General features: G+C 42.3%; 13 protein-coding genes and 1 pseudogene. 1 reads left to right on the top strand and 13 read right to left on the bottom strand.

Annotated features, from left to right (window positions below):
• Positions 1–24: 24 nt before the first annotated feature.
• From QFZ72_RS06725 to QFZ72_RS06700, 6 genes and pseudogenes are all read right to left on the bottom strand, one after another.
• A complete protein-coding gene (locus QFZ72_RS06725; RefSeq protein ID WP_307431078.1) occupies positions 25–1,650 on the bottom strand; it encodes a BCCT family transporter in 1,626 nt (541 codons plus the stop codon).
• 140 nt (positions 1,651–1,790) lie between these two features.
• Entirely contained in the window at positions 1,791–2,759 is a 969-nt protein-coding gene (locus QFZ72_RS06720; RefSeq protein WP_307439624.1) for an agmatinase family protein, read from the bottom strand.
• Positions 2,760–2,767: 8 nt separating this feature from the next.
• A pseudogene (gene hutI / locus QFZ72_RS06715) lies at positions 2,768–4,070 on the bottom strand (imidazolonepropionase).
• A 118-nt stretch (positions 4,071–4,188) separates the two neighbouring features.
• Positions 4,189–5,856, bottom strand: a complete 1,668-nt coding sequence (hutU, locus tag QFZ72_RS06710; RefSeq protein WP_307431075.1) for a urocanate hydratase — start codon at positions 5,854–5,856, stop codon at positions 4,189–4,191.
• Positions 5,857–6,069: 213 nt separating this feature from the next.
• Positions 6,070–7,557, bottom strand: a complete 1,488-nt coding sequence (locus tag QFZ72_RS06705) for a helix-turn-helix domain-containing protein (RefSeq protein WP_307431072.1) — start codon at positions 7,555–7,557, stop codon at positions 6,070–6,072.
• Between the two features lie 411 nt (positions 7,558–7,968).
• Positions 7,969–8,703 (bottom strand): PIG-L deacetylase family protein, encoded by a 735-nt coding sequence (locus QFZ72_RS06700; protein WP_307431069.1) that lies wholly within the window; start codon positions 8,701–8,703, stop codon positions 7,969–7,971.
• A gap of 392 nt (positions 8,704–9,095) precedes the next feature.
• Here QFZ72_RS06700 and QFZ72_RS06695 point away from each other — a divergent pair, with 392 nt between their 5' ends.
• Positions 9,096–10,454, top strand: coding sequence for a glycosyltransferase family 2 protein (locus QFZ72_RS06695; protein WP_307431066.1), 1,359 nt, complete (start codon positions 9,096–9,098; stop codon positions 10,452–10,454).
• A 40-nt stretch (positions 10,455–10,494) separates the two neighbouring features.
• On the opposite strand, the gene QFZ72_RS29415 is transcribed toward QFZ72_RS06695, so the two are convergent.
• The 7 genes from QFZ72_RS29415 to QFZ72_RS06665 form a co-directional block, all read right to left on the bottom strand.
• Positions 10,495–10,581 carry a hypothetical protein gene (locus QFZ72_RS29415; RefSeq protein WP_373464667.1) on the bottom strand — a complete coding sequence of 29 codons (87 nt, stop codon included), beginning with the start codon at positions 10,579–10,581 and terminating at the stop codon, positions 10,495–10,497.
• A gap of 54 nt (positions 10,582–10,635) precedes the next feature.
• Positions 10,636–14,304: a GH32 C-terminal domain-containing protein gene (locus QFZ72_RS06690; RefSeq protein WP_307431063.1), complete on the bottom strand. Its 3,669-nt coding sequence runs from the start codon at positions 14,302–14,304 to the stop codon at positions 10,636–10,638.
• Positions 14,305–14,403: 99 nt separating this feature from the next.
• A complete protein-coding gene (locus QFZ72_RS06685) occupies positions 14,404–15,372 on the bottom strand; it encodes a carbohydrate kinase family protein (protein WP_307431061.1) in 969 nt (322 codons plus the stop codon).
• 7 nt (positions 15,373–15,379) lie between these two features.
• Positions 15,380–16,852 carry a glycoside hydrolase family 32 protein gene (locus tag QFZ72_RS06680; protein ID WP_307431058.1) on the bottom strand — a complete coding sequence of 491 codons (1,473 nt, stop codon included), beginning with the start codon at positions 16,850–16,852 and terminating at the stop codon, positions 15,380–15,382.
• 67 nt (positions 16,853–16,919) lie between these two features.
• Positions 16,920–18,524: an ABC transporter substrate-binding protein gene (locus tag QFZ72_RS06675; RefSeq protein WP_307431056.1), complete on the bottom strand. Its 1,605-nt coding sequence runs from the start codon at positions 18,522–18,524 to the stop codon at positions 16,920–16,922.
• Positions 18,525–18,548: 24 nt separating this feature from the next.
• Complete coding sequence (locus QFZ72_RS06670) at positions 18,549–19,427, bottom strand: carbohydrate ABC transporter permease (protein WP_307431053.1); 879 nt, start codon at positions 19,425–19,427, stop codon at positions 18,549–18,551.
• A gap of 19 nt (positions 19,428–19,446) precedes the next feature.
• On the bottom strand, positions 19,447–20,418 hold the full coding sequence (locus QFZ72_RS06665; RefSeq protein ID WP_307431050.1) for an ABC transporter permease: 972 nt from the start codon (positions 20,416–20,418) through the stop codon (positions 19,447–19,449).
• Positions 20,419–20,470: the final 52 nt, after the last annotated feature.

Raw genomic sequence — 20,470 nt, 5'->3', positions numbered from 1 at the left:
TTCGAAGCCCCCATATGTTTTTCTTTATGCGGTCTGGTCGACAGATTCCGTTAGAATGTTTGCTTCTTCTGCTTCGATATCGAGTTTGGCCGTTTCAGGACAGTTGGCTCTATCAAATTCCTTTTGTCTGGTGATTCCTTTGACGGTGGAAATCGTTTGAACAATCATAAAGAAAAGAACTGGGAAACCTGCAACTGTAGCCATTTGCTTAACTGCATCCACACCTGTAATTTCCCCGCCTGTTCCGGCGGTAATGGTAAGCAGTGCCATAAAGCCCATTAAACTTCCCCAAAAGATTTTCACTTTTGCAGGGGGTTCTGGATCTAAAATAGTATTTCCTGTTGTAGTAAGCGAAGATACAGTTGTTGTAAGTGAATCAGCCAAGGTTGTAAACGATATAAAAATCGTGATCAGCATTAACCAGCTAATCAATGCCGGGAATGGAAGATGTTCCAAAAATGCAAACAGCGAAAGCTCCAAGCCCCCTTCTTGTTTGCTAATTAAATCCCAGAGCTTTCCTTCATCCTTCCAATCATAAAAAATAGATGAGCCTCCAAATACCCAAAACCAAATGGCCCCAAAGCCTGCCGGCAGCAACAGATTGTATGTTACAAACTCCCGGAGCGTTCTTCCATATGCCAATCTGGCAAGAAACATACCTGTAATGGGAGCATAAGCAAGCCAAATGCACCAGTTAAAAATTGGCCACCATCTTGGCCAGTCCGAGCCATCCATTGCGCTTATCCATAAAAGCCGTTCAGAAAAATTAGCGATAAAACTGCCTGTCGCTTGAGTGCCGATATTTAAAATAAAAACGGATGGACCGAAAACAAATACAAACGCTAACAAAAATAAAAAGATTTTTGTATTTTGGTCCGCTAAAATTTTAATCCCTTTATCCAATCCTGTGTAACTCGATAAAATATAAGTTCCTGTAATCACGAGAATCAAAATAGTCCATAGCAGCGGTCCTGTATGAATGGGTGTTAGATGGGCTATACCGCTGCCGATTTGGAGAACTCCTTCGCCAAGCACGGCCGCCATACCGCCGGCAATCGCAAACATGCACAAACAGTCTACAATTGTTCCAGGTAAACCGAATGCTTTTTTACCCAATAGCGGATAGAGAGTGGAACTGACATTGTAGGGAAGTTTCAAATTATAATGAGAATAAGCAACGGCAATACCAGCAATTACGTATAAAGCATAAGGAGCAACTGTCCAATGCATCAAACTTGTCGCAATGGCAAACACAGCAGCTTCTTCTGTCCCAGGTTTGATTCCTAATACTTTGGGAGGTTCGCTGAAATGAGTGATTGGCTCTGCAAGTCCCCAAAACAAGATACCTACACCAATTCCTGCTGTTAGTGAGATTGCAAACCAGTTCCATTTGTTTATCGTAGGCTTGGCATCCTTTCCTCCAAATTTGATGTGACCGTATTTGGAGAAACCTAAATATAAGCAGATAACTATAAATGCAAAAATTGAAAGATTAAATAACCAGCCAAAGTTCACGGTTGAAAATTCAACTAATTTCGTTTGAATATGATAAAATCCTTCAGGATTCACTACTCCAATTACAGACGTTGCAACTAACAGAATGGCCATCGGTAAAAATACATTCCAGCGTATCTTCTTTTGACTTTTCATAAAATTCCTCCCCCTTGAAAATATTGTTTGAAAAATCTAAAAATTTAAGTGCGAAATTCGCCTTCCCACTGAGTAAAAGGCCTGTTATGAAAGTACTTTCAGCAGATTCAATTGGAAGGGCCTCAAGTTTTAGCACTCTCCTATTGATGACCTATTCTTTGCTTAAAACCAGTTAAAAAGGAGAGCATTGTATGGACCGCTGTTTTTAACGTTGCTTCCCCTCTATCTTTGTATGGATCAAGGCATACCATGTCCATTGCTTTCACTTTCGGGCATTTGCCAGCAAGATAGACGGCTTCGAAAAGTTCATCATTCCGCATGCCGCCCGGTGTAGAAGCTGGAACGCCAGGTCCGCAGCTCGAATCGAGAACGTCCATATCAACGGTCAAGTAGATTGTATCCACTTTTTCGCTTAATTGATCTAAAGCTTGCATGACCGTTTTTTCGATCCCTTTTTTGCGGGCATTTCTCATCGTTGTATAGTTAACACCGACTTCATCAGCGTATGTTTTTAATGAAAGGGCATTAAAGAATCCGTGCAGCCCGATATTATAAACATCCTTCCCCTTGATCACACCGCTTTCAATCAAGTTACGGATCGGAGTTCCATTGCTTGGACCGTTATCACTTAAGTCCCTCAGGTCAAAATGAGTGTCTAATTGTAAAATACCGATTCGCTCATCATGGTGGACTGCCTTCCACCCTTTGACGAGCATAGCAGTAATTGAATGATCCCCCCCCATCACCACAGGAAGCACTTCCGGGTGATGGGTTCTCATACTGATCATTGCTTCTTTTATATAGTTGTGGCATTTTTCAATATTCGTTACATGTTGGCGTACATCCCCAAGATCAACGATGTTAAGGACGGAAAGATCTTCATCGTAATCAAGGTTGTACGTTGTAAAATATTTCCACGCCCTTCTTAATGCATCCGGGTTTTCACTGGCAGCCGAAGCAGAGATTGATGAACGCGAGAGTGGAACGCCAAGAATAGCAGCGTCATAATGGTCCCAGTCCATTTTTTCCGATTTGGCTGGGTCAAGCGTCATGATCCATTCATTGACTTTCGGTTCCGCTATAGCTTCACTTCTATCCCATGAAAACATCGGTGGCTTTAGCTGTGGATATGGGTATCGCTGCAAAGCAATCTCCCCCCGTCAACGACCAATTCGCCTTTTTTAAGAACACTGTGCACATGGTTCACACCATAGCGATATTGAAGGCCTGCGTAGTTTGGCACATCAAAGATCGTGATGTCTGCTTTCTTTCCTTTCTCAATGCTTCCGATTTCTTTACCTTTTTTAATAGCATGTGCCGCATTAATGGTAACAGCTGTAAGGACTTCCGCAGGGGTCATCCCCATTTTCAAGCAGCCAAGGTTCATTATTAGAGGCAATGAAACCGTTGGTGAAGAACCAGGATTGCAGTCAGTAGATAGAGCTACTGCTACTCCCCTCATCAATCATTTTTCGCCCATTTGCTGACTCTGCCATGAGGAAGAATGCCGTACCTGGCAAAAGAACGGCAATCACTCCTTTTTCCGCAAGTGCTGCGATTCCTTTATCCGATGCCTTTAATAAATGTTCAGCAGATACTGCCCCGATAGAGGCCGCTAATTCCGCGCCTTCGTACGGTTCAATTTCATCAGCGTGAATCTTTGGAAGAAGACCGTGTTCAATCCCTGCTTCAAGAATGCGTTTTGACTGCTCAGGTGTAAAAACACCTCGTTCGCAAAATACATCATTAAATTCTGCAAGGTTGCGGCGCGCCACTTCAGGGAGCATGTCATTGATCACGTGATTGACAAATTCATCAGGGTTTTCCTTGTAATCAGAAGGAACAGCATGCGCACCCATAAATGTCCGAACAATGTCAATCGGGTGATTTTCATGCAGCGCTCCCGCAACTTCCAACTGCTTTATTTCGTGTTCAAGTGATAGACCGTAGCCGCTTTTCGCTTCTATTGTGGTTACTCCGTGCAGTAAAAACTGATCGAGACGTTTTTTACTTTCGTTAAAAAGCGTTTGGTGGCTTGCCTCCCTAGTAGCAGCCGTGGTGGAATGAATTCCCCCGCCATTATTCATAATCTCCATATAGGAAGCACCCTGCAATCGCATGTTAAACTCACTTTCACGGCTTCCGGCAAAAACTAGATGAGTGTGCGGGTCAACTAAGCCTGGGGTTACAAGCTTCCCTTTCGCATCGATGATTTTCGCTTCATTTATTCGAGAATTATACGCCTCAGCAACTTCTTCATCTTTTCCGACAAATTGAATGACACCATCTTCTAGCCAAACACTTCCGTTCTCAATCACATGGAGTTGTTCCATCTGCTTTCCAGATAAGGGCGCCTCACTGCTTCCATGCAGTGTGATTAGCTGGCTTGCATTGCGAATAAAAACTGGTTTCTTGTTCATATTGTCTCCCCTCTCTAAAAATGATCTGACAGACTCAATTTCATAAAAATTGTTTATTTTTGAAGGAGCAGACACTAGTCCGCTCCTTCCATTTTTCTTTATACTGACTTTTTGCATACTATTTCAACATTGGAATATAGACGCCTTTTTCTTTTGCTGTCTGAATGGCAATGTCATAACCTGCATCGGCATGGCGAACTACACCCATTCCTGGGTCCGTTGTAAGAACGCGCTCCAGTCGTTTTTCTGCTTCTTTTGTCCCATCTGCGACAATAACCATACCTGCATGGAGCGAATAACCCATTCCAACACCGCCTCCATGGTGGACAGACACCCAGCTTGCTCCGCCGATACTGTTGATAAGGGCGTTTAGAATTGGCCAGTCTGCAACTGCATCACTGCCGTCCTTCATTGCTTCCGTTTCACGGTTCGGTGAAGCGACAGAGCCCGAATCTAAATGGTCGCGCCCAATCACGATCGGAGCCTTCAGCTCGCCGCTAGCGACCATATCATTGATGATTTTGCCGAATCTTGCCCGTTCGCCGTAGCCTAACCAGCAAATGCGTGCTGGAAGTCCTTGGAACTCAATTCTTTTCCGGGCCATTTTAATCCAGTTGCAAAGGTGGGTATTGTAGCTGAATTCACGTAAAATAACTTCATCTGTTTTATAAATATCCTCAGGATCACCGGAAAGCGCAGCCCAGCGGAACGGCCCTTTCCCTTCACAAAATTGAGGGCGAATGTATTCTGGTACAAACCCAGGGAAATTAAAGGCATTCTGAACTCCTTCATCCTTTGCAACTTGGCGGATATTGTTACCATAATCAAACGTAATGGCACCCTTTTCTTGCATTTTTAACATTGCACGTACATGCTCAGCGATGCTTGCTTTAGATTTCACTTCATATGCTTTAGGATCCCTATTGCGCAGCTCTGCAGCTTCTTCCAGGCTCATACCAATTGGAATATAGCCGTTAATCGGATCATGGGAAGATGTTTGGTCTGTCAAAACATCTGGAATAAAGTCCCTTTCAAGCATTGCGTTCAATACTTCCGCTGCATTGCCAAGCAGACCGATAGAAATTGCCTTTTTCTCACGCTTTGCTTCTAGTGCCATATTGATCGCATCATTTAAGCTTTCTGTCATAACATCAAGGTACTTTGTATCCAAACGCCGCTTTATACGCGTACGATCAACATCAATGTTGATGCTGACGCCGCCGTTTAGTGAAACCGCAAGCGGCTGAGCGCCACCCATACCTCCAAGCCCAGCCGTCAGGGTAATCGTTCCTTCAAGAGTACCATTGAAATGCTTGCGTCCACATTCAGCAAATGTTTCATAGGTTCCTTGGACAATACCTTGGCTGCCGATATAAATCCAGCTTCCTGCCGTCATTTGTCCATACATCATTAAGCCTTTTTTATCAAGCTCGTGAAAGTGATCCCAGTTAGCCCATGCAGGAACAAGATTGGAATTGGCAATCAGCACTCTTGGGGCATCTGAGTGAGTTTTGAAAACAGCAACTGGTTTTCCAGACTGCACCAGCATCGTTTCATCATTTTCCAAGTTTTTCAATGTAGCAACAATCGCATCAAAGCTTTCCCAATTTCGGGCTGCTTTTCCGATACCGCCATATACAACTAAGTCTTCCGGACGCTCTGCCACATCTGCATCCAAGTTGTTGAACAACATGCGTAATGCCGCTTCTTGTATCCATCCCTTTGTATGGAGTTCAGTACCTGTATAATTTTCAATCAATCTTTTACCTGTTAGCTCTACTTTCATGTCTTCACCTGCTTTTTCAATTTTTAGTAGATGCAAAAAAAGGATACACGTGTTGTATGCCTCTTTTTGTGCAATCTATTATTCCTACTCCTAGTGTAGAGAAGGAAAGCAATTGAAAACAGACGTCTATTTTTTGAATTTTCCTAATTTTTTACGAAATTAATATTTATTTTAAAACACTTACACTTAAAAACTATAATTATTTTAGATTTTCTATACTTTTTTTCGAATTCTAAACGAACGAGGGGTTTTACCTGTTTTCTCCTTAAAAATTTTGCTGAAGTAGTTTGGATTTATGAATCCCGTTTTATCTGCTACATCCTGAACCGAAAGGTTTGTATCCAGCAAAAGGCGCTGGGCTTCTTTTATCCTTGTTTTCGTTAATATTTGCCGGAATGAGCTCCCTTGCTTTTTTGTTAAGAGCGAGCTAAAATACGCTGGACTTCTATCCACATGGTTAGCAACATCCTCTAGTCTTAGCTGTGGGTTAGGAAAATGTTCCTCAATGTACTGGATGGCCTGCTCAATCACATCTGCACGAGCATTTTCTTGATGTTTTTTTGCCCGGTCAAGAACTTCATATAAGAACAGCAATAGCTCCTGAACGATCCGATAAAGAATCGGATTGTATAAAATGGTTTCAAATACTTGGTGGTAACGTCTCTCAAGTATCCCTTCGTCAAGATAAAAGGACTTCATGAAGCGGCGGACTTGTGCTAATAGGCTTGTTAATCGGGTTCGCAATAATCCTGGCTCGGGATAGGGAGCTTCCTTATTCAAAAATTCTTTATACATCCACTGCTTAATTTTTTCCCTGTCACCTCCGTTTAACATGTCAATCCATTCACGTTGTTCAGACGGAGTTAAAAACGGATCGATCATCACCCAGTTCACCTTATCTTCAATGACCGAAAGCTGTCTGTATCCTTTGAAAAATCTGATTTCCAGCGCTTGCTTTGCATGTAGATATTTTTCGTTCAACGAAAGCAGCGGATCGTTTGTATCATATAAAACAAGTGACACGGGCTCTGAAAACTTCTCTTCCCAATCTGTAATAATCCGGTTGCCTATGTGTATTAATTCCTTAAGGGGCTCCTGGTTATCAAATGAAAAAACGGTAACAATCATGTCACTTAACGGCAATAAAACCGGTGGGTTTTTAAACGGATAATCTTGTAAAAAAGATAGCAGCATAGGCTGTTTCATCGGGTCTTCCAACTGAATCAGCATTAATCTGAAATTTGCGCCTAATGTTTCTTGATGCACAAATAGAGAGCGGTAAGATACAGAATGAACCTCAATTTGAGCAGGTGGTTCTAGTTTTTCCACAGCTTGAACTTCCTTGCAGCATTTGGTTAATACTCGTTTGATATGCACAGGCGACTGAGGCTTTACCCAAAGATCATATGCATGCAGTTCAATGCCTTGAAGTGCCCGTTCAAATGTAGCTTCGGCTGTCATGACGATGACCTTTTTTATGTAACGTTTCGTAAGCTCTTTAAAACTGTCCCATTCTTCTTTTGGAATCATATCAAGTTCTATGCAAACAACCTCTGGAACTTCAGACTTTATTTGGTTAAACACTTCTGCTAATGAGCCTGCCATTAAAATTTGATCATATGGAATCGAATACGAAGAAACCAGCCAGCCAATCCCTGCCCGTTCATTTTGGTCACGATCAGCGATTAACAATTTAACCATATATCTGTCCCCTTTATGTCAAATTCTTTTCTGGACTTTGTTATTTATATTGTAAACTAGAATCCATTTTCTCTAGTGACTTTTTTTGTTTTCACCCTTATTTATAAATATTACCAACTCTCTAAAACTGCTTACCTCCTTTTCAACTATTTAAATACAAATATAAAAAAAAGAGCAGTTTCACTGCTCCCACGATTGGAAAAACCTATGGTTTATCATTGATACTATGTGACCATTTAATTTAATAAATAAGGGGCTGCCCAAAATATGATTGATGTTGTGGGATTCAATTATATGGGGCGATTCTATTATCTTAAGATCTAGTTAATAAAAAAAAGGGCTGACTACAAAAGGTCACTTTAAGTGTCCTTTTGTCTCAGCCCCTTTTCACTAAATTATAGAAAGAAACTTCTACTCCTTGTAATTAGGCAGATGATACAAGCTTTTGGGATTTTTCTCTAAGTTCACAAATAAATCCCCTGCTGATTTTCTCCCAATCCCATAGAAACCGAATTTGGGCATATTTATGTTATAAGCTCTTATGCCCATCTTTAACCTTTTCTTATATTTGCGTTCGTTATAGGGTTCCTCAATCCCTTTAGTATCATATCTTCCATAGTTAATATAAAACTTAACATCTTCATTAATTTCCCCTTCATTATATAACGCATTAAGGGCTTCTCCCGCAACATTATGGTCATTATGTTTGTCATAGTAGCTGTATGCTCTATGTTTTGCACCAGGGTATTTTTTTTCAAACTTTTGAATAACTTCTCTCATATCCTCCTTTGTCACTTTTCTGTCTTGCAAGTTTAAAAAATGAAGATTATTTGGCTTTACTCTTAATGCAAGTGCAGAACGAATAAATTCTTTATCTCTAGCTTTTCCAAATTGCTCTGGAGTGAGATTTAAGGTGTGCTGAACATTTGATGCCAGACCATCTGTGTATAAAACTAAGTGAACTTCATAACCTCTTTCAACATCGTTTAAAATACCGACACCCATCGATAATAACTCATCGTCTTGATGAGGGACGTAGTAGATAACCACTTTGTTTTCTTTAAGGTCTGCTGCTTTGACATCATTCTCCGTAAATCCCAAAATACAAAATATGAATACTGTTAATAAAACGGCTGTTTTTTTCATTTGTCTCATCCTCTTGATTGATCCAATCCGCATAAAATTCATTCATTTAACTGTCCAAGCAATATGTATAGTAGTCTTTTGGGCTTGTTTTTACTTATGAATGACTATTTATTAAGATATAAGTCTATTAATATTAGTTTAATCATGATTCTATTTTCCTATATAATTTCCTGAATTTCAATTATTTTCTGGTCGCTTTCTTTATACATCTACATGCTTTTAGAGGGATGTATGAAGGCATTAATCACATCTTTATGCGGAGTTTAATACTAAAGTTTCCTATCGATAAATCACTCAAAATCTATTACCCTTCTTACAATTACCCTCACAAAAAAACATTCTCCAAGAAAATATATGATATCTTTTCTTTTTTTAACTGAAGGAGTGTTTTTTTGGATATTTACAGTTTATTGCTCTTTTCTTTATGTATCGTATTTCCAGTGATACATCTGATTCATAGTTTGCCTTGGTTCAAAAGGCAGACTGAGAAGTTAAAGTTTCATGCACAAGAGGATAAGGGCATCAGCATTTTAATTCCCTGCTACAATGAACAGGGAATTATTGATACTTCTATTAATTCTATGAAATCTCTTTCCTACACAGCGTATGATGTCATCTACATTAATGATGGGTCTACTGATGACACTATGCATCTGATGAACCAATTCCTGCAGCTGAAGCCAAGCTCTAAACAGCCGCGTAGAAAAATAGGCCACGAAAAGATTCTGGGATTCTATCAATCAGAGCTTTACCCGAATATTTTTGTAATTGATAAAGAGAATGGGGGAAAGGCAGACTCTTTAAACGCCGGAATTGAGTATGCACAAAAAGAGCTTCTGATCACTCTTGATGCAGACACGATTTTGACAGACAAGGCGCTTCCTGTAGTAAATGATGCTTTTGAGGATGAGAATGTGGCAGCTGCTGGAGGAATGGTTCATGTGCTTCAGACGAAAACAGCTGAACCTTTGAAATCTTTGTCCCTGCTTCGAACAAATCTTCTTGTCAGCGTGCAAGCGCTTGATTTTCTTAAAGCCTTCTATATTACTAAAATGTCGCTTGCCCGCTTTCATGCTTTAGCGATCATTTCAGGTGCATTTGGCATATTCAGAAAGCAAGTGCTGATCGAAGTCGGAGGATTCAGAACGACAATCGGAGAGGACATTGATATTACCCTCCGTATTCACAGGCATATATCAGCTCACAAGAAGAAGAAAATTATTTTTATTCCTGAAGCGGTCTGCTATACCGAACTTCCTGAAAACTGGAAGGATTTATTTAAGCAGCGGATTCGCTGGCAAAAAGCCTTTATCGACTGCGTCATCCATTTCAGGGTATTCCTTGTAAAAACCCTGTTTACGAAACCTGTTTCTTTCTTTTATTTGATTGAATCCTTCCTGGCGGGAACCATTGCAGCTTATGTCATGACAGGTTTAATTGTTGTTAACGGAATCACTCATCCTCCATCTTCCTATTTTGATTACTTTTTGTTTTTTTCTTTTTACATACTGATCTTCGGAATTATTTATGATCTAGCAGCCGTTCGAATGAGCAAACATTATGGCATTTCTTTTAATAAGAGAGAAATTCCGAAATTGCTGCTGGCTATTCTTTTCGATGTGCTGATCTATAGACTCGTCACAATGATGTTCATTATGTACGGCAGCATCGCCTACTTTTTCAATCAAAATTGGAATAAGGTTGAGAGAACAGGCAGGGATTATCAGACGGATACGGAAACAGCGGCTTAACTAGGAAAGAAGGTGCCGGTAAACGGCACCTTTATTTTAATTAAGACTCCTGCAGCCTCTTATTCTCAAGCTCGGCAACATACAAGTTACCGCTCTGATCAACAACTATATCATGCGGGATTTTCAATTCTCCTTCTTTTCCCCCCAACTTCCAAAGGGCTCTATGATATTGCCTTTATTGTCAAGGAATTAGCTTCCATTCCTGAAACTTCCCTTCCCCTAACTCCTGTATCTCCACAATTGTACCATCCTCTGGCCGGTTATTCTTAACTCCAAGAACTTTGCCGCTGTTAACAGCACTGAAACGATACGTTCCATCCCAGTGATCGGTTATTCTCCATTGCTGGTTGCCGTAGCTCAGATACTCCCAAACTTGCACATCGTCTCCGGCAGTGATTCCGGATGCATCCAGTACGAACTTGCTGTCACCTGCGTGAACTTTATATGCTCCAGGGGAAACTCCATCAATCGTCCACGTTTGCTCCCCGTCTGTCTGAAGTCTTGCTTTAGAACCATTTGAATTCCCTTCAGGTGTAAGGATTTTACCGGTTGTCTTATCAGCAATCTTAAAGGCCGCCTTGCTGTCAACGATTGTTCTGCCGATAATCTTCCCATTATTTGAAGTAGCAGTTATGATGCTTCTTCCGTGCCCTGTCATCCTGACTTCCGCCCTGCGTTCATCCAGTTTCCTAACTTCTGCTACATTATTGCTTGAATGCCATTTTATCTTTTGATGCTTGCTTGTATTAGGAAGGACAGCTGTTGAAAGTTTGTGCGTTCCGCCCACCGGGAGAACAAGCTTTTCATGATCCATGATTATTTCAGCAGGAGCTGTATTTTCATTCTTCCAGACTCCTTTTAATGGGTAAACATCAAGGGAAATGATTTTTACACTTCCTCCCTTGGTGTAAAAGCTCATGCCGTCGCTTGCCCCGTCAGGAAATACAACATTTGAGAATACGGCCTGGCCGCCGTTTCCGAAGACCTCAATAGAAGATTCATCTACGAAAATACTCAATTTCACTCGTTTGTTCTTTGAAGTAACTTTTGTTTCATGATAGGTGGAAAACTTATCAGAAAAGCTGATGTCTCCCGATTCGGAACGGTCGAAGAACATGTTAGCCTCTGTAGCTTTATAGCCTACAACCGTTTTCTGTGCGTCAGATTCTCTCAGCCTAAATCCAAACTCTGCTTTGCTGTCCTCAGGCAGTTCAACTTCTGCAGCAATTTCATAGGATGTACCTTTTACGTTTGCCAGCAGATTGGCATCTCCTGGCTTTACTGTTTTGCTGCTCCATGAGGAAGCTGATCCTCTGAGCTTCTCCAGCTCTTTAATCGGCTCCTGGTACAGTCTGATTCCTTCACTAGGAACAGTCTTCAATGTAAGCTCCCGCGGAATGGACATTTGCCCTTTCCATGGTGAGGTAGGAAAACTGAATGGATAATCCCAGTTGCTCATCCACCCTAATGAAATTCTGCGTCCATCTTCGGCTGGAATGTCCGAAAAAGACATCGCTGCATACATTTCTTTGCCAAACTCGTTTTTCAGCACAGTGCCTGCAGGGTGATCGCTGACGAAGCGATTTCCGTCAAACGTCCCCACAAAGTATTCTGAATCTGATCCGCCGGTTTTAGGATTCGCTCCAGTACTGATGGACAGAACCCATTTTTTCTTGTTTGGATCTCCGTCAACCGGCAGCTGGAAGAAGTCAGGGCATTCCCATACTCCCCCTCTGACGTAATCCCCGTACCCAAATGATTCAATCATTTCCCAGTTAAGGAGATTTTGCGAGGTAAAGAAACGGATGTGATCTCCCCCGGATATGACCATGACCCATTGCTTATGATTCTCGTCCCAAACGACTTTCGGATCCCTGAAGTCCCAGCCATGGCCGCCATAAAATTCACCGATATTCGGTATGATCGGGTTGCCATCATAAAATTCCCATGTACGCCCCTTATCCTTGCTGTAAGCAACGCCAATTTTCTGATCGCCATTGTGCTTTTCAGGATTAAACGATGTGTAAAAGGCAATCAGCCCCGACCCTTCCTCGTCAAATAATCCGGACGCATTGGTTTTATCAACGACAGCGGAACCTGACCAAGCATGCCCCATCTCATTCCAGGGAATCGCAATCGGCAGCCTCTTCCAATGAACGAGGTCTGTGCTTACAGCATGTGCCCATTTTCCGCCATCCTGATGGAAAAGGTGATATTCCCCTTCATAATAAACTAAGCCGTTCGGGTCACTGGCATAGCCTCTTGCCTGCGTAAAATGATACTGCGGCCGATATATTTCAGAATAATAGTCGTCAAACGGAGTGGCGTAGACATACTGAAAATACGCTGTACCATTATAGACATTCAATCCGAATTTTCCGCTTGAGTAGGCAGAGTCTTTTACAGAAATCACTGGATCGGCATATCCATCGAAATAGATTTTCAAATCATTTCCGTCAGCATGAATCTCAAAATGATAGGTTTTTCCTGTTTCTACCTTCCGCTCAGCCATTCCCATGGTACGATCTCCTTTTAAATCAAGGAGACGGATCCTGTTCAGATTGGGATCCAGGGTTAGCATATATCCTTCCCTGCCATCTCCATTTCCTCTGAATACAAGTCCTGCCGTACCAAAAGGAGCTTCAGCATCTACCTTTACATCTCCTTCTAAGACGAAATCAGCTCCCGTTGTTTCTGCCATCCGGTAAGTATTTTGTTCTGCAGGGCTCTTCCCCATCGTCCCGTCAAGATGCGGAGTCCACTCACCATTAATGGATTGCCAGCCTTCTAAATTGGACTGCAAATCACTCACTTGAATGTTTTGAAAAACGGCATCTCCGCTTGCATGTAAGCCAAAAAGTCCTCTTGTGTAGGTGTCGTCATCTGCCTTCAAAACTGGTATCCCTCCATTCTGCCAGAAGACCTGCATCGAAGAACCTTCCGCTATTATTTTCATGCGATAAAGCATTCCCGGTTCGATCTGCATCTTTGTTTCCGCCAGCACTTTCTTCTGATGGGCATCTATCAGCTGCAAAACGTCATTTTCTGCATCAGCCTTCACTTGGTATGCCTTCAATCCTGTTTTGTCGGATCGGAATAGCAAGGAGCCGGATGCAGCTTTTTCTTTTAGGAGAAGCTCCGATTCAAAGGTGAAATCAGCAGAAGAAGTCGAGGAAACGGAATAGAGATTCTCTCCTTGCCCAGGGGTAGCCTCTAACCCTTCAGAGCCGGCCTGCCATTTGCCTGTTTTTGTTTTTAATCCTGTTAAATTCGTCCGCACTTCATTCATTTTAACCTTGCTGAAGACAAGCTTTCCGCCCTCCGCATGAAACCCTGTAAATCCCTTAGAATGGCTGAAGTCCCTAAGGTCCATTACCTTTTTTTCATCCACAAATACGCTAATGGAAGGGCCATCTGACGTTATTTTCACTCTTGTCTCAGCATTCTCTTTCACTTTGAGCGGAACACTTTTCAGAATACGGTCCTCACCAAGTGCAGAAAGAAAAACGCTGTCCCGTTTGGAATCCAGACTTACTTTATATCCTTCTGTGCCTGTCTGATTTGCGCGGAAGACGAGAGACCCCGCGCTGTTCTTAGCGAGTTTTATTGTTGCTTCATAGACAAGATAGCTGCCTGTTTCTGAAGTTGATAGAATAAGTGCAGGCTTGTTTTTAGCTGCATCCCCTTTAAGAGAGCCATCCGTTTCCTTTTTCCAGCTTCCCGACAAAGCGGTGTAGCCGAATATCGCCGTTTTACGTTCATTGGCTTCTCCACTGAATCCCTCCAAAGAAAATACCGAAAAGAGCAGTGCAGCAGCGGCCGCCAGTTTCAGCAAAGTCATTTTTTTCATCTATTTATCTCCTTCCAGTTACAATAAAGCGCTTTCATTATTTTCTAAAAAAGAAGGGATTGAAGAGTAACTTCCAACAATCCCTTTTAAAACGATATATCAGCTGAGGACGACTTCTTGATTTACTATTTTCAAAGAAGGCATGGCAGATATCGCACCTACTTTTGTACAGACAATTGCTCCAATCCGATTGCTGAAGGAAATCATCTTTGTGATTAAATCCATATTAGCTGCAGCCATCTTCGGATTCTCTGAATGTGCGATCTGATATAATAAGGCGCCTACAAATGCATCACCGGCACCTGTTGAATCAATAGATTTGACGCAGATGCTTGGGACAGCCTTCTTCTCTCTTCCGTTTGAAACGATGGTCCCGGCGCTCCCTAAAGTGACGGCAATCAGTCCATCGCAGGTTTCCTGAAGAGCATCGAGTCCTGCAGTGACACCCTTTACTCCTGAAATCAGCACCAGTTCGTCCGCACTCATTTTAATAAAATCAGCCAGCCCCATTGCCTTTTTAGCCAAGTTGATAAACTCTTCTGTGTTTGTTTTCCACAGATCTTTTCTAAAATTCGGATCAAAGGAAATGAATTTCCCTTCGTTCTTTGCTTTTTTCATCATGTCAAAATAAAGCGTTCGAAACGGGTCTTCCAGCAGAGCTGTTGCTGATCCAAAATGAAGAATGCCAGCTTGCTTTATTTTTTCCTCATCAATATCCTGCTCAGATAAAAAAGCATCAGCCCCTCTGTTAAAAAGGAAATCTCTCTCTCCACCCGCCTGAAGCGATACAAAGGCGAGCGATGTTTTGTGTACAGGATCAAGCACAACCATAGACGTATCAACGCCTGCTTCATCAAGCTTTTTCTTTAGAAAAGAACCAAAAGGGTCGTTTCCCACTTTTCCGCAGAAGGAAGCCTTGCCTCCTAATTTAGCGATAGCCGCACAAACATTGGCAGGAGCTCCTCCCGCTTGTTTTTCAAACTTTTTTCCTTCCATTAAATCGATATCTGTTTCCGTGCAGAAAAAATCAATCAGCAGTTCCCCGATGCAAATAACAGACGTACCCACCTTGCTCTCACCCTTCCTTGTTCCAAATGGAAGACAGCTCATGCAGCTCAAATGATTTTACTTTTATGCTTCCACCTGAAGTCGCCAAGTGCAATTCGCTCTTTTCAGATGAAGGGAACACAAGGCTCGTAATGGCGCATTCACCGTCATTGCCGAAAAGTTCAATGGAAGAGGCATCTAAAAGCAACTGCAAATGAATGCCGTTTTTCTTCATCTTTAATGGTGCCGCCTGCACTGCAGGGAATGAAGATGAAAAGTCAGCTTCACCTGAAAGAGTTCTGTCTGCTGACAGGATTTCCGCTTCTGCGTCATAACGGATGACCGTTTTTTCTGAATCAGAATGCTGAATCGTCAGTTCAGCAAGGGAAGCGCCCTTAAATTCAACTGCCAGATTTAGTTCAAGCAATGTGCTCTCCAAAGGAATGGAAAGTGACTGATCCGGTGTTAAAAGCTTATCCTTAAAAGTATTGGTGCTCTTTCTCAGCACTCTTGCTTCTGAAACAGGTTTTTGAATAAGGCGGACTCCATCCGCACTTGAGGTTAGGGATAATTCCCTCGGTATCGTCATGACACCCCGCCACTCTTTTGTCGGAACTTGATTGGCATAGCGCCAGTTGCTCATCCACCCGATATAAATTCTTCTGCCGTCACTTAAAGGCATGTCAGACCAGCTGACTCCTGCATAGTTGTCCCTTCCATAGTCCAGCCAGAGAACGGTCTCTTTGTCATGATCATTAATAAACGTTTGTCCATCGAAATCTCCTATAAAATACTGAGTCCAGGAGCCTTCTGCATGTTCGCCGGTATCTCCCAGGCTGACAAGCATCACCCATCTCACCTTGTCTCCATCAACCTGAAGGGGAAACAGATCAGGACATTCCCAGAACCCGGCGTGCGAGCCTTCACCAAATTGACTTGCAAACTGCCAGTCAATTAAATTGGCAGACTTGTAAATCGTCACGCTCTGCCCTGTAGCTAGCACCATAATCCAGTGCTTGGTCGCTGAGTGCCAGAATACTTTCGGATCACGGTAGTCTGTTTTTGTTTCGTCAATTAGGACCGGATTACCGCTGTACTTTGTCCACGATCTCCCGTTATCCTTGCTGTATGCAATGCATTGGCGCTGACGCGGCCTTTCTGAGTCAGGATACGAATCATGGCTTGTATAGATCGCAACCAGCCCAGGCTGATCATCGAAGAAACCGGTCGTATTCTCCCAGTCGACCACTGCGCTGCCTGAGAAAATGGCTCCATGTTCATCAGGATGCAGCGCGACAGGAAGGTGCTCCCAGTGAATTAGATCCTTGCTGACCGCATGGCCCCAGTGCATCGGACCCCAGATTGTACTAAAGGGATGATGCTGATAGAACAGATGATACTCACCGTTAAAAAACACCATTCCGTTAGGATCATTCATCCATTTTTCCGCTGGAGAAAAGTGAAAATGGGGACGATATTTATCTGTTAAAATCGGTTTCACGAAAAAAACTCCTTTTCCATAGATTAAGAGGCTGCAGAAAAGAACAACAGCCTCTTTGGTTTGATGTTTATTGCTGATTGCGGTCATAGCCTGTCTGTTTGATTTCAAGCCACTCCTGAAGTCCTAATCGGTCAAGTTCAGCTATATAATCTTTCCATTCTGCCTCCGCTTTTCCGTTTGTCATCCATTCAGCGCGTTTTCTGTTAATGTAAGCAAATAGATCAGCTTCAATGGATGATAGCTTATCCAGCTCTTCAAGAGAGAAGAAAACTTTTGGATACGTATTTTCAGCTTTCATATGAGGAACCATAACCTCTTTCATCAAGTCCAGTCTCCAAGCAGCATCATCCGGCTTCGTGGTAACGGAGCCATAGTATTCATCTAAAATGGCAAGAGGTCCGTTAACGCTTGTTTTCTGACGAACTTCAACTGGTGCAGCTCCTTCAAGAGGCAGATGCTTCAGCATATTTGCAGATTCGTCATATTCAAAGATGTTTTGCTGCTTGTCATCTCCGTATGTTCCCCAGTTGTTCTGAACAGACTGCAGCGGATCATACAGCTGGTCAATCCATTTAGCGGTAAGCTCAAGATTTTTATTTGAACTTGTAATGACCATTCTCCCTCTGTCAAAGCCCATTCCATTTGTTCTGGCAACGTTTACATTTCCATCCGGTCCAGCTACTGGAGACATAAGGTCATATTTGTCATTCAACCCGGTAATGTTTGCTTTGTCCCAGGTAAAATACATGCCGTACCGTTCATCTTTGCCTTTTGCAAGATACGTATTCCAGTCGTGTTCAAACGCTTCTACATCAATTAAGCCTTTCTTATAAAGATCACTGAAGTACATGATGGCATCTTTATACCCTTCCTCAGCTGCTGTCAGGATCACTTTGCCTTCATTGCTTACAACTGTATGATCCCAGTTATCTCCAAGGCCGAATGCTCCGAATAAGAAGGCAGGATCTTCACCGCCATGATTAATGATGAAGGACATTGGAATTTCGTCCGCTTTTCCGTTTCCGTTTGGATCCTGAGTTTTAAAGGCAACTAATACGTTCTTTAGCTCTTCTGTATTTGTCGGCATTTTTAGGCCCAGCTTATTGAGCCACTCCACATTGATCCAAGGAAAATCATCAACTGAATGAATATTCTCTTTGCCTGTCCCAAGCTCTTCAATCCATGGGAAGGAATAGATATGACCGTCAGGAGCTGTCATCATTGCTTTATATTCAGGTGAAGAATTGAGCACTTTTTTCAGATTCGGCATGTGTTTTTCTATTAAATCCTCAACTGGAATAATCGCTCCATCTTTTGCAAGCTTCAGCAAATCATAGTCGCCGTAGCCAGCATCCATAATGGCATCCGGCAAATCACCGCTTGCCATAGCCAGATTTCTCTTCTCTGCAAACACATCGTTCGTATAGTTTTTCCACTGGATTTGAACACCCGTTTTTTCTTCCAGTCTCTTATAAATGAGTTTATCATTTGGATCTTTAGGCGCAAGCGGCGAGCTTTGCGTGATAAATTTCAGCGTAACTTCTTCCTTAAGCGGGAAGGAGACATCTTTTAGTTCATAGTCTTCTGAAGATGAGACATTTTTGCTTGTGCAGCCGGATAATAAAACAGCTGCAATAGCGGCAGTTCCTACAGCTCTCTTAACATGTTTCATTTACATTTCCCCCTGTATCATGTGTTATTTTAATGAACCGACCATAACCCCTTTTTCAAAGTACTTCTGGAAGAACGGATACATAATGATCAGCGGAAGGCTTGAGATCACGATCGCCGAATATTTAATCATCTCTGAAACCTTGGCCAGTTCAGCCATTGCCAATTGATCGCTGATCATGCCGGGTTCAGCCTGGTTCTGAATTAAAATGGATCTTAAAACAAGCTGCAATGGATGCATCTTAGGATCTTCAAGATAGATCATTGCATCAAAATACGAATTCCATTGGCCGACAAACGCATAGAGCGCGAGAACAAAAATAATCGGTTTAGAAAGCGGTATCACAATTTTGAAGAAAATAAGCAAATCCGAAGCCCCGTCCACTTTAGCTGCTTCATGCAGTTCATGCGGTATCCCCTTAAAGTAAGTTCTGGCAAGAATGATGTTCCACACATTGACTGCTCCCGGCAGCAAAATCGCCCAGACCGTATTTAACATGCCGAGATCTTTGACAACCAGATACGTCGGAATTAATCCGCCGCTGAAAAACATCGTAAAAAGAAAGAATGACATAAAAGCATTTTTACCGACAAACCCTTGAGTCGCCAGGGGAAAAGCAGCAAATATGGAGACAACGACCGTAATAAAGGCAAATCCTGCAGAGTAAAGCATGGCGTTTATAAATCCTCTAACCATTGAATCATCGGATAGAATCCGTTTATATCCCTCTAGGCTCCAATCAGACACGTTAAACGACAGCCCCTGATTCAGAAGAACCGTTGGATCCATGAATGAAGCGATGACGACATAAACGAGCGGGACTAGAACGGCAAGAACAGCCAGACAAAGAAATACAGCATTCAGAGACAGGATGATCCGGTCTACTCTTGTATGTTTAATCATGAAAATCCTCCTCTTTAGATTAATAGAGTCCTTCTCCTTCATTCAGCTTTTTGACAACAAAGTTCACGACAATAAGCAAAATGACGTTGATAACTGAGTTAAACAGGCCAACTGCAGTTGAATAGGCGTAATCTCCTGCCTGCAAACCAATTTTATAAACGTAGGTCGGAAGAATCTCCGATGTCGGCAAGTTCATGGCTGTCTGCATTAGGAAAGCTTTTTCAAACCCAATCGCCATGATACCGCCCGCACCTAAAATAAAGATAATGGCCATAAGCGGTTTTAAAGCCGGCAGATCAATATGGATCATCCGCTGAAGAATGTTAGCTCCATCAATCGTCGCTGCCTGGTGCAATTCAGGATCCACGTTTGCCAAAGCGGCAACATAGACAATGGACGACCATCCTGCAGCCTGCCAGATTCCAGAGATAATATAAATGGATCTGAAGTATTCAGGATCAGACATAAACATGACCGGCTTACCTGTTAGAAACGCAATAAAATGATTGATCGGCCCCGTCGGAGCTAAAAAGATAAACAGCATCCCAACAATGACAACGACAGAAATAAAGTTTGGCGCATATAAAAACAGCTGGATATTTTTCTTAATGGCTGCTCTTCTGACTTGGTTCAGCATCAGGGCAAGGATAATGGGAATCGGGAATCCAAGCAAAAGCCCGTATAAACTGAGCTTAAGTGTGCTCATAAAGATTGTTTCGAAGTTTGGCGAGGTCAAAAACTCTTCAAAATGTTTAAAGCCGACCCATTCGCTGCCCCATATCCCTTTAATTGTGCTGAAATCCTTAAAAGCAATGATGGCTCCGTACATCGGAACATATTTAAAAACGATTGTCAGAATAACAGCAGGTGCGATCAGCAAGTACAAAAAGTAATTCTTTTTTATATAGTCCCATTTGTGCTTTGCCTTTGCCTTTTTTTCCGGCTTGCTAATGATAACGCTCTCATCTTTTGCCTTCACTACCTCCTGCATGCAACTCCCCCTTTGATAGAAAACCTATATAAGCGCTTTCAAAATTGATGTT

The sequence above is a fragment of the Bacillus sp. V2I10 genome (assembly GCF_030817055.1).
GTDB lineage: Bacteria > Bacillota > Bacilli > Bacillales > Bacillaceae > Bacillus_P.
This window is presented reverse-complemented; position numbering and strand designations above follow the sequence as displayed.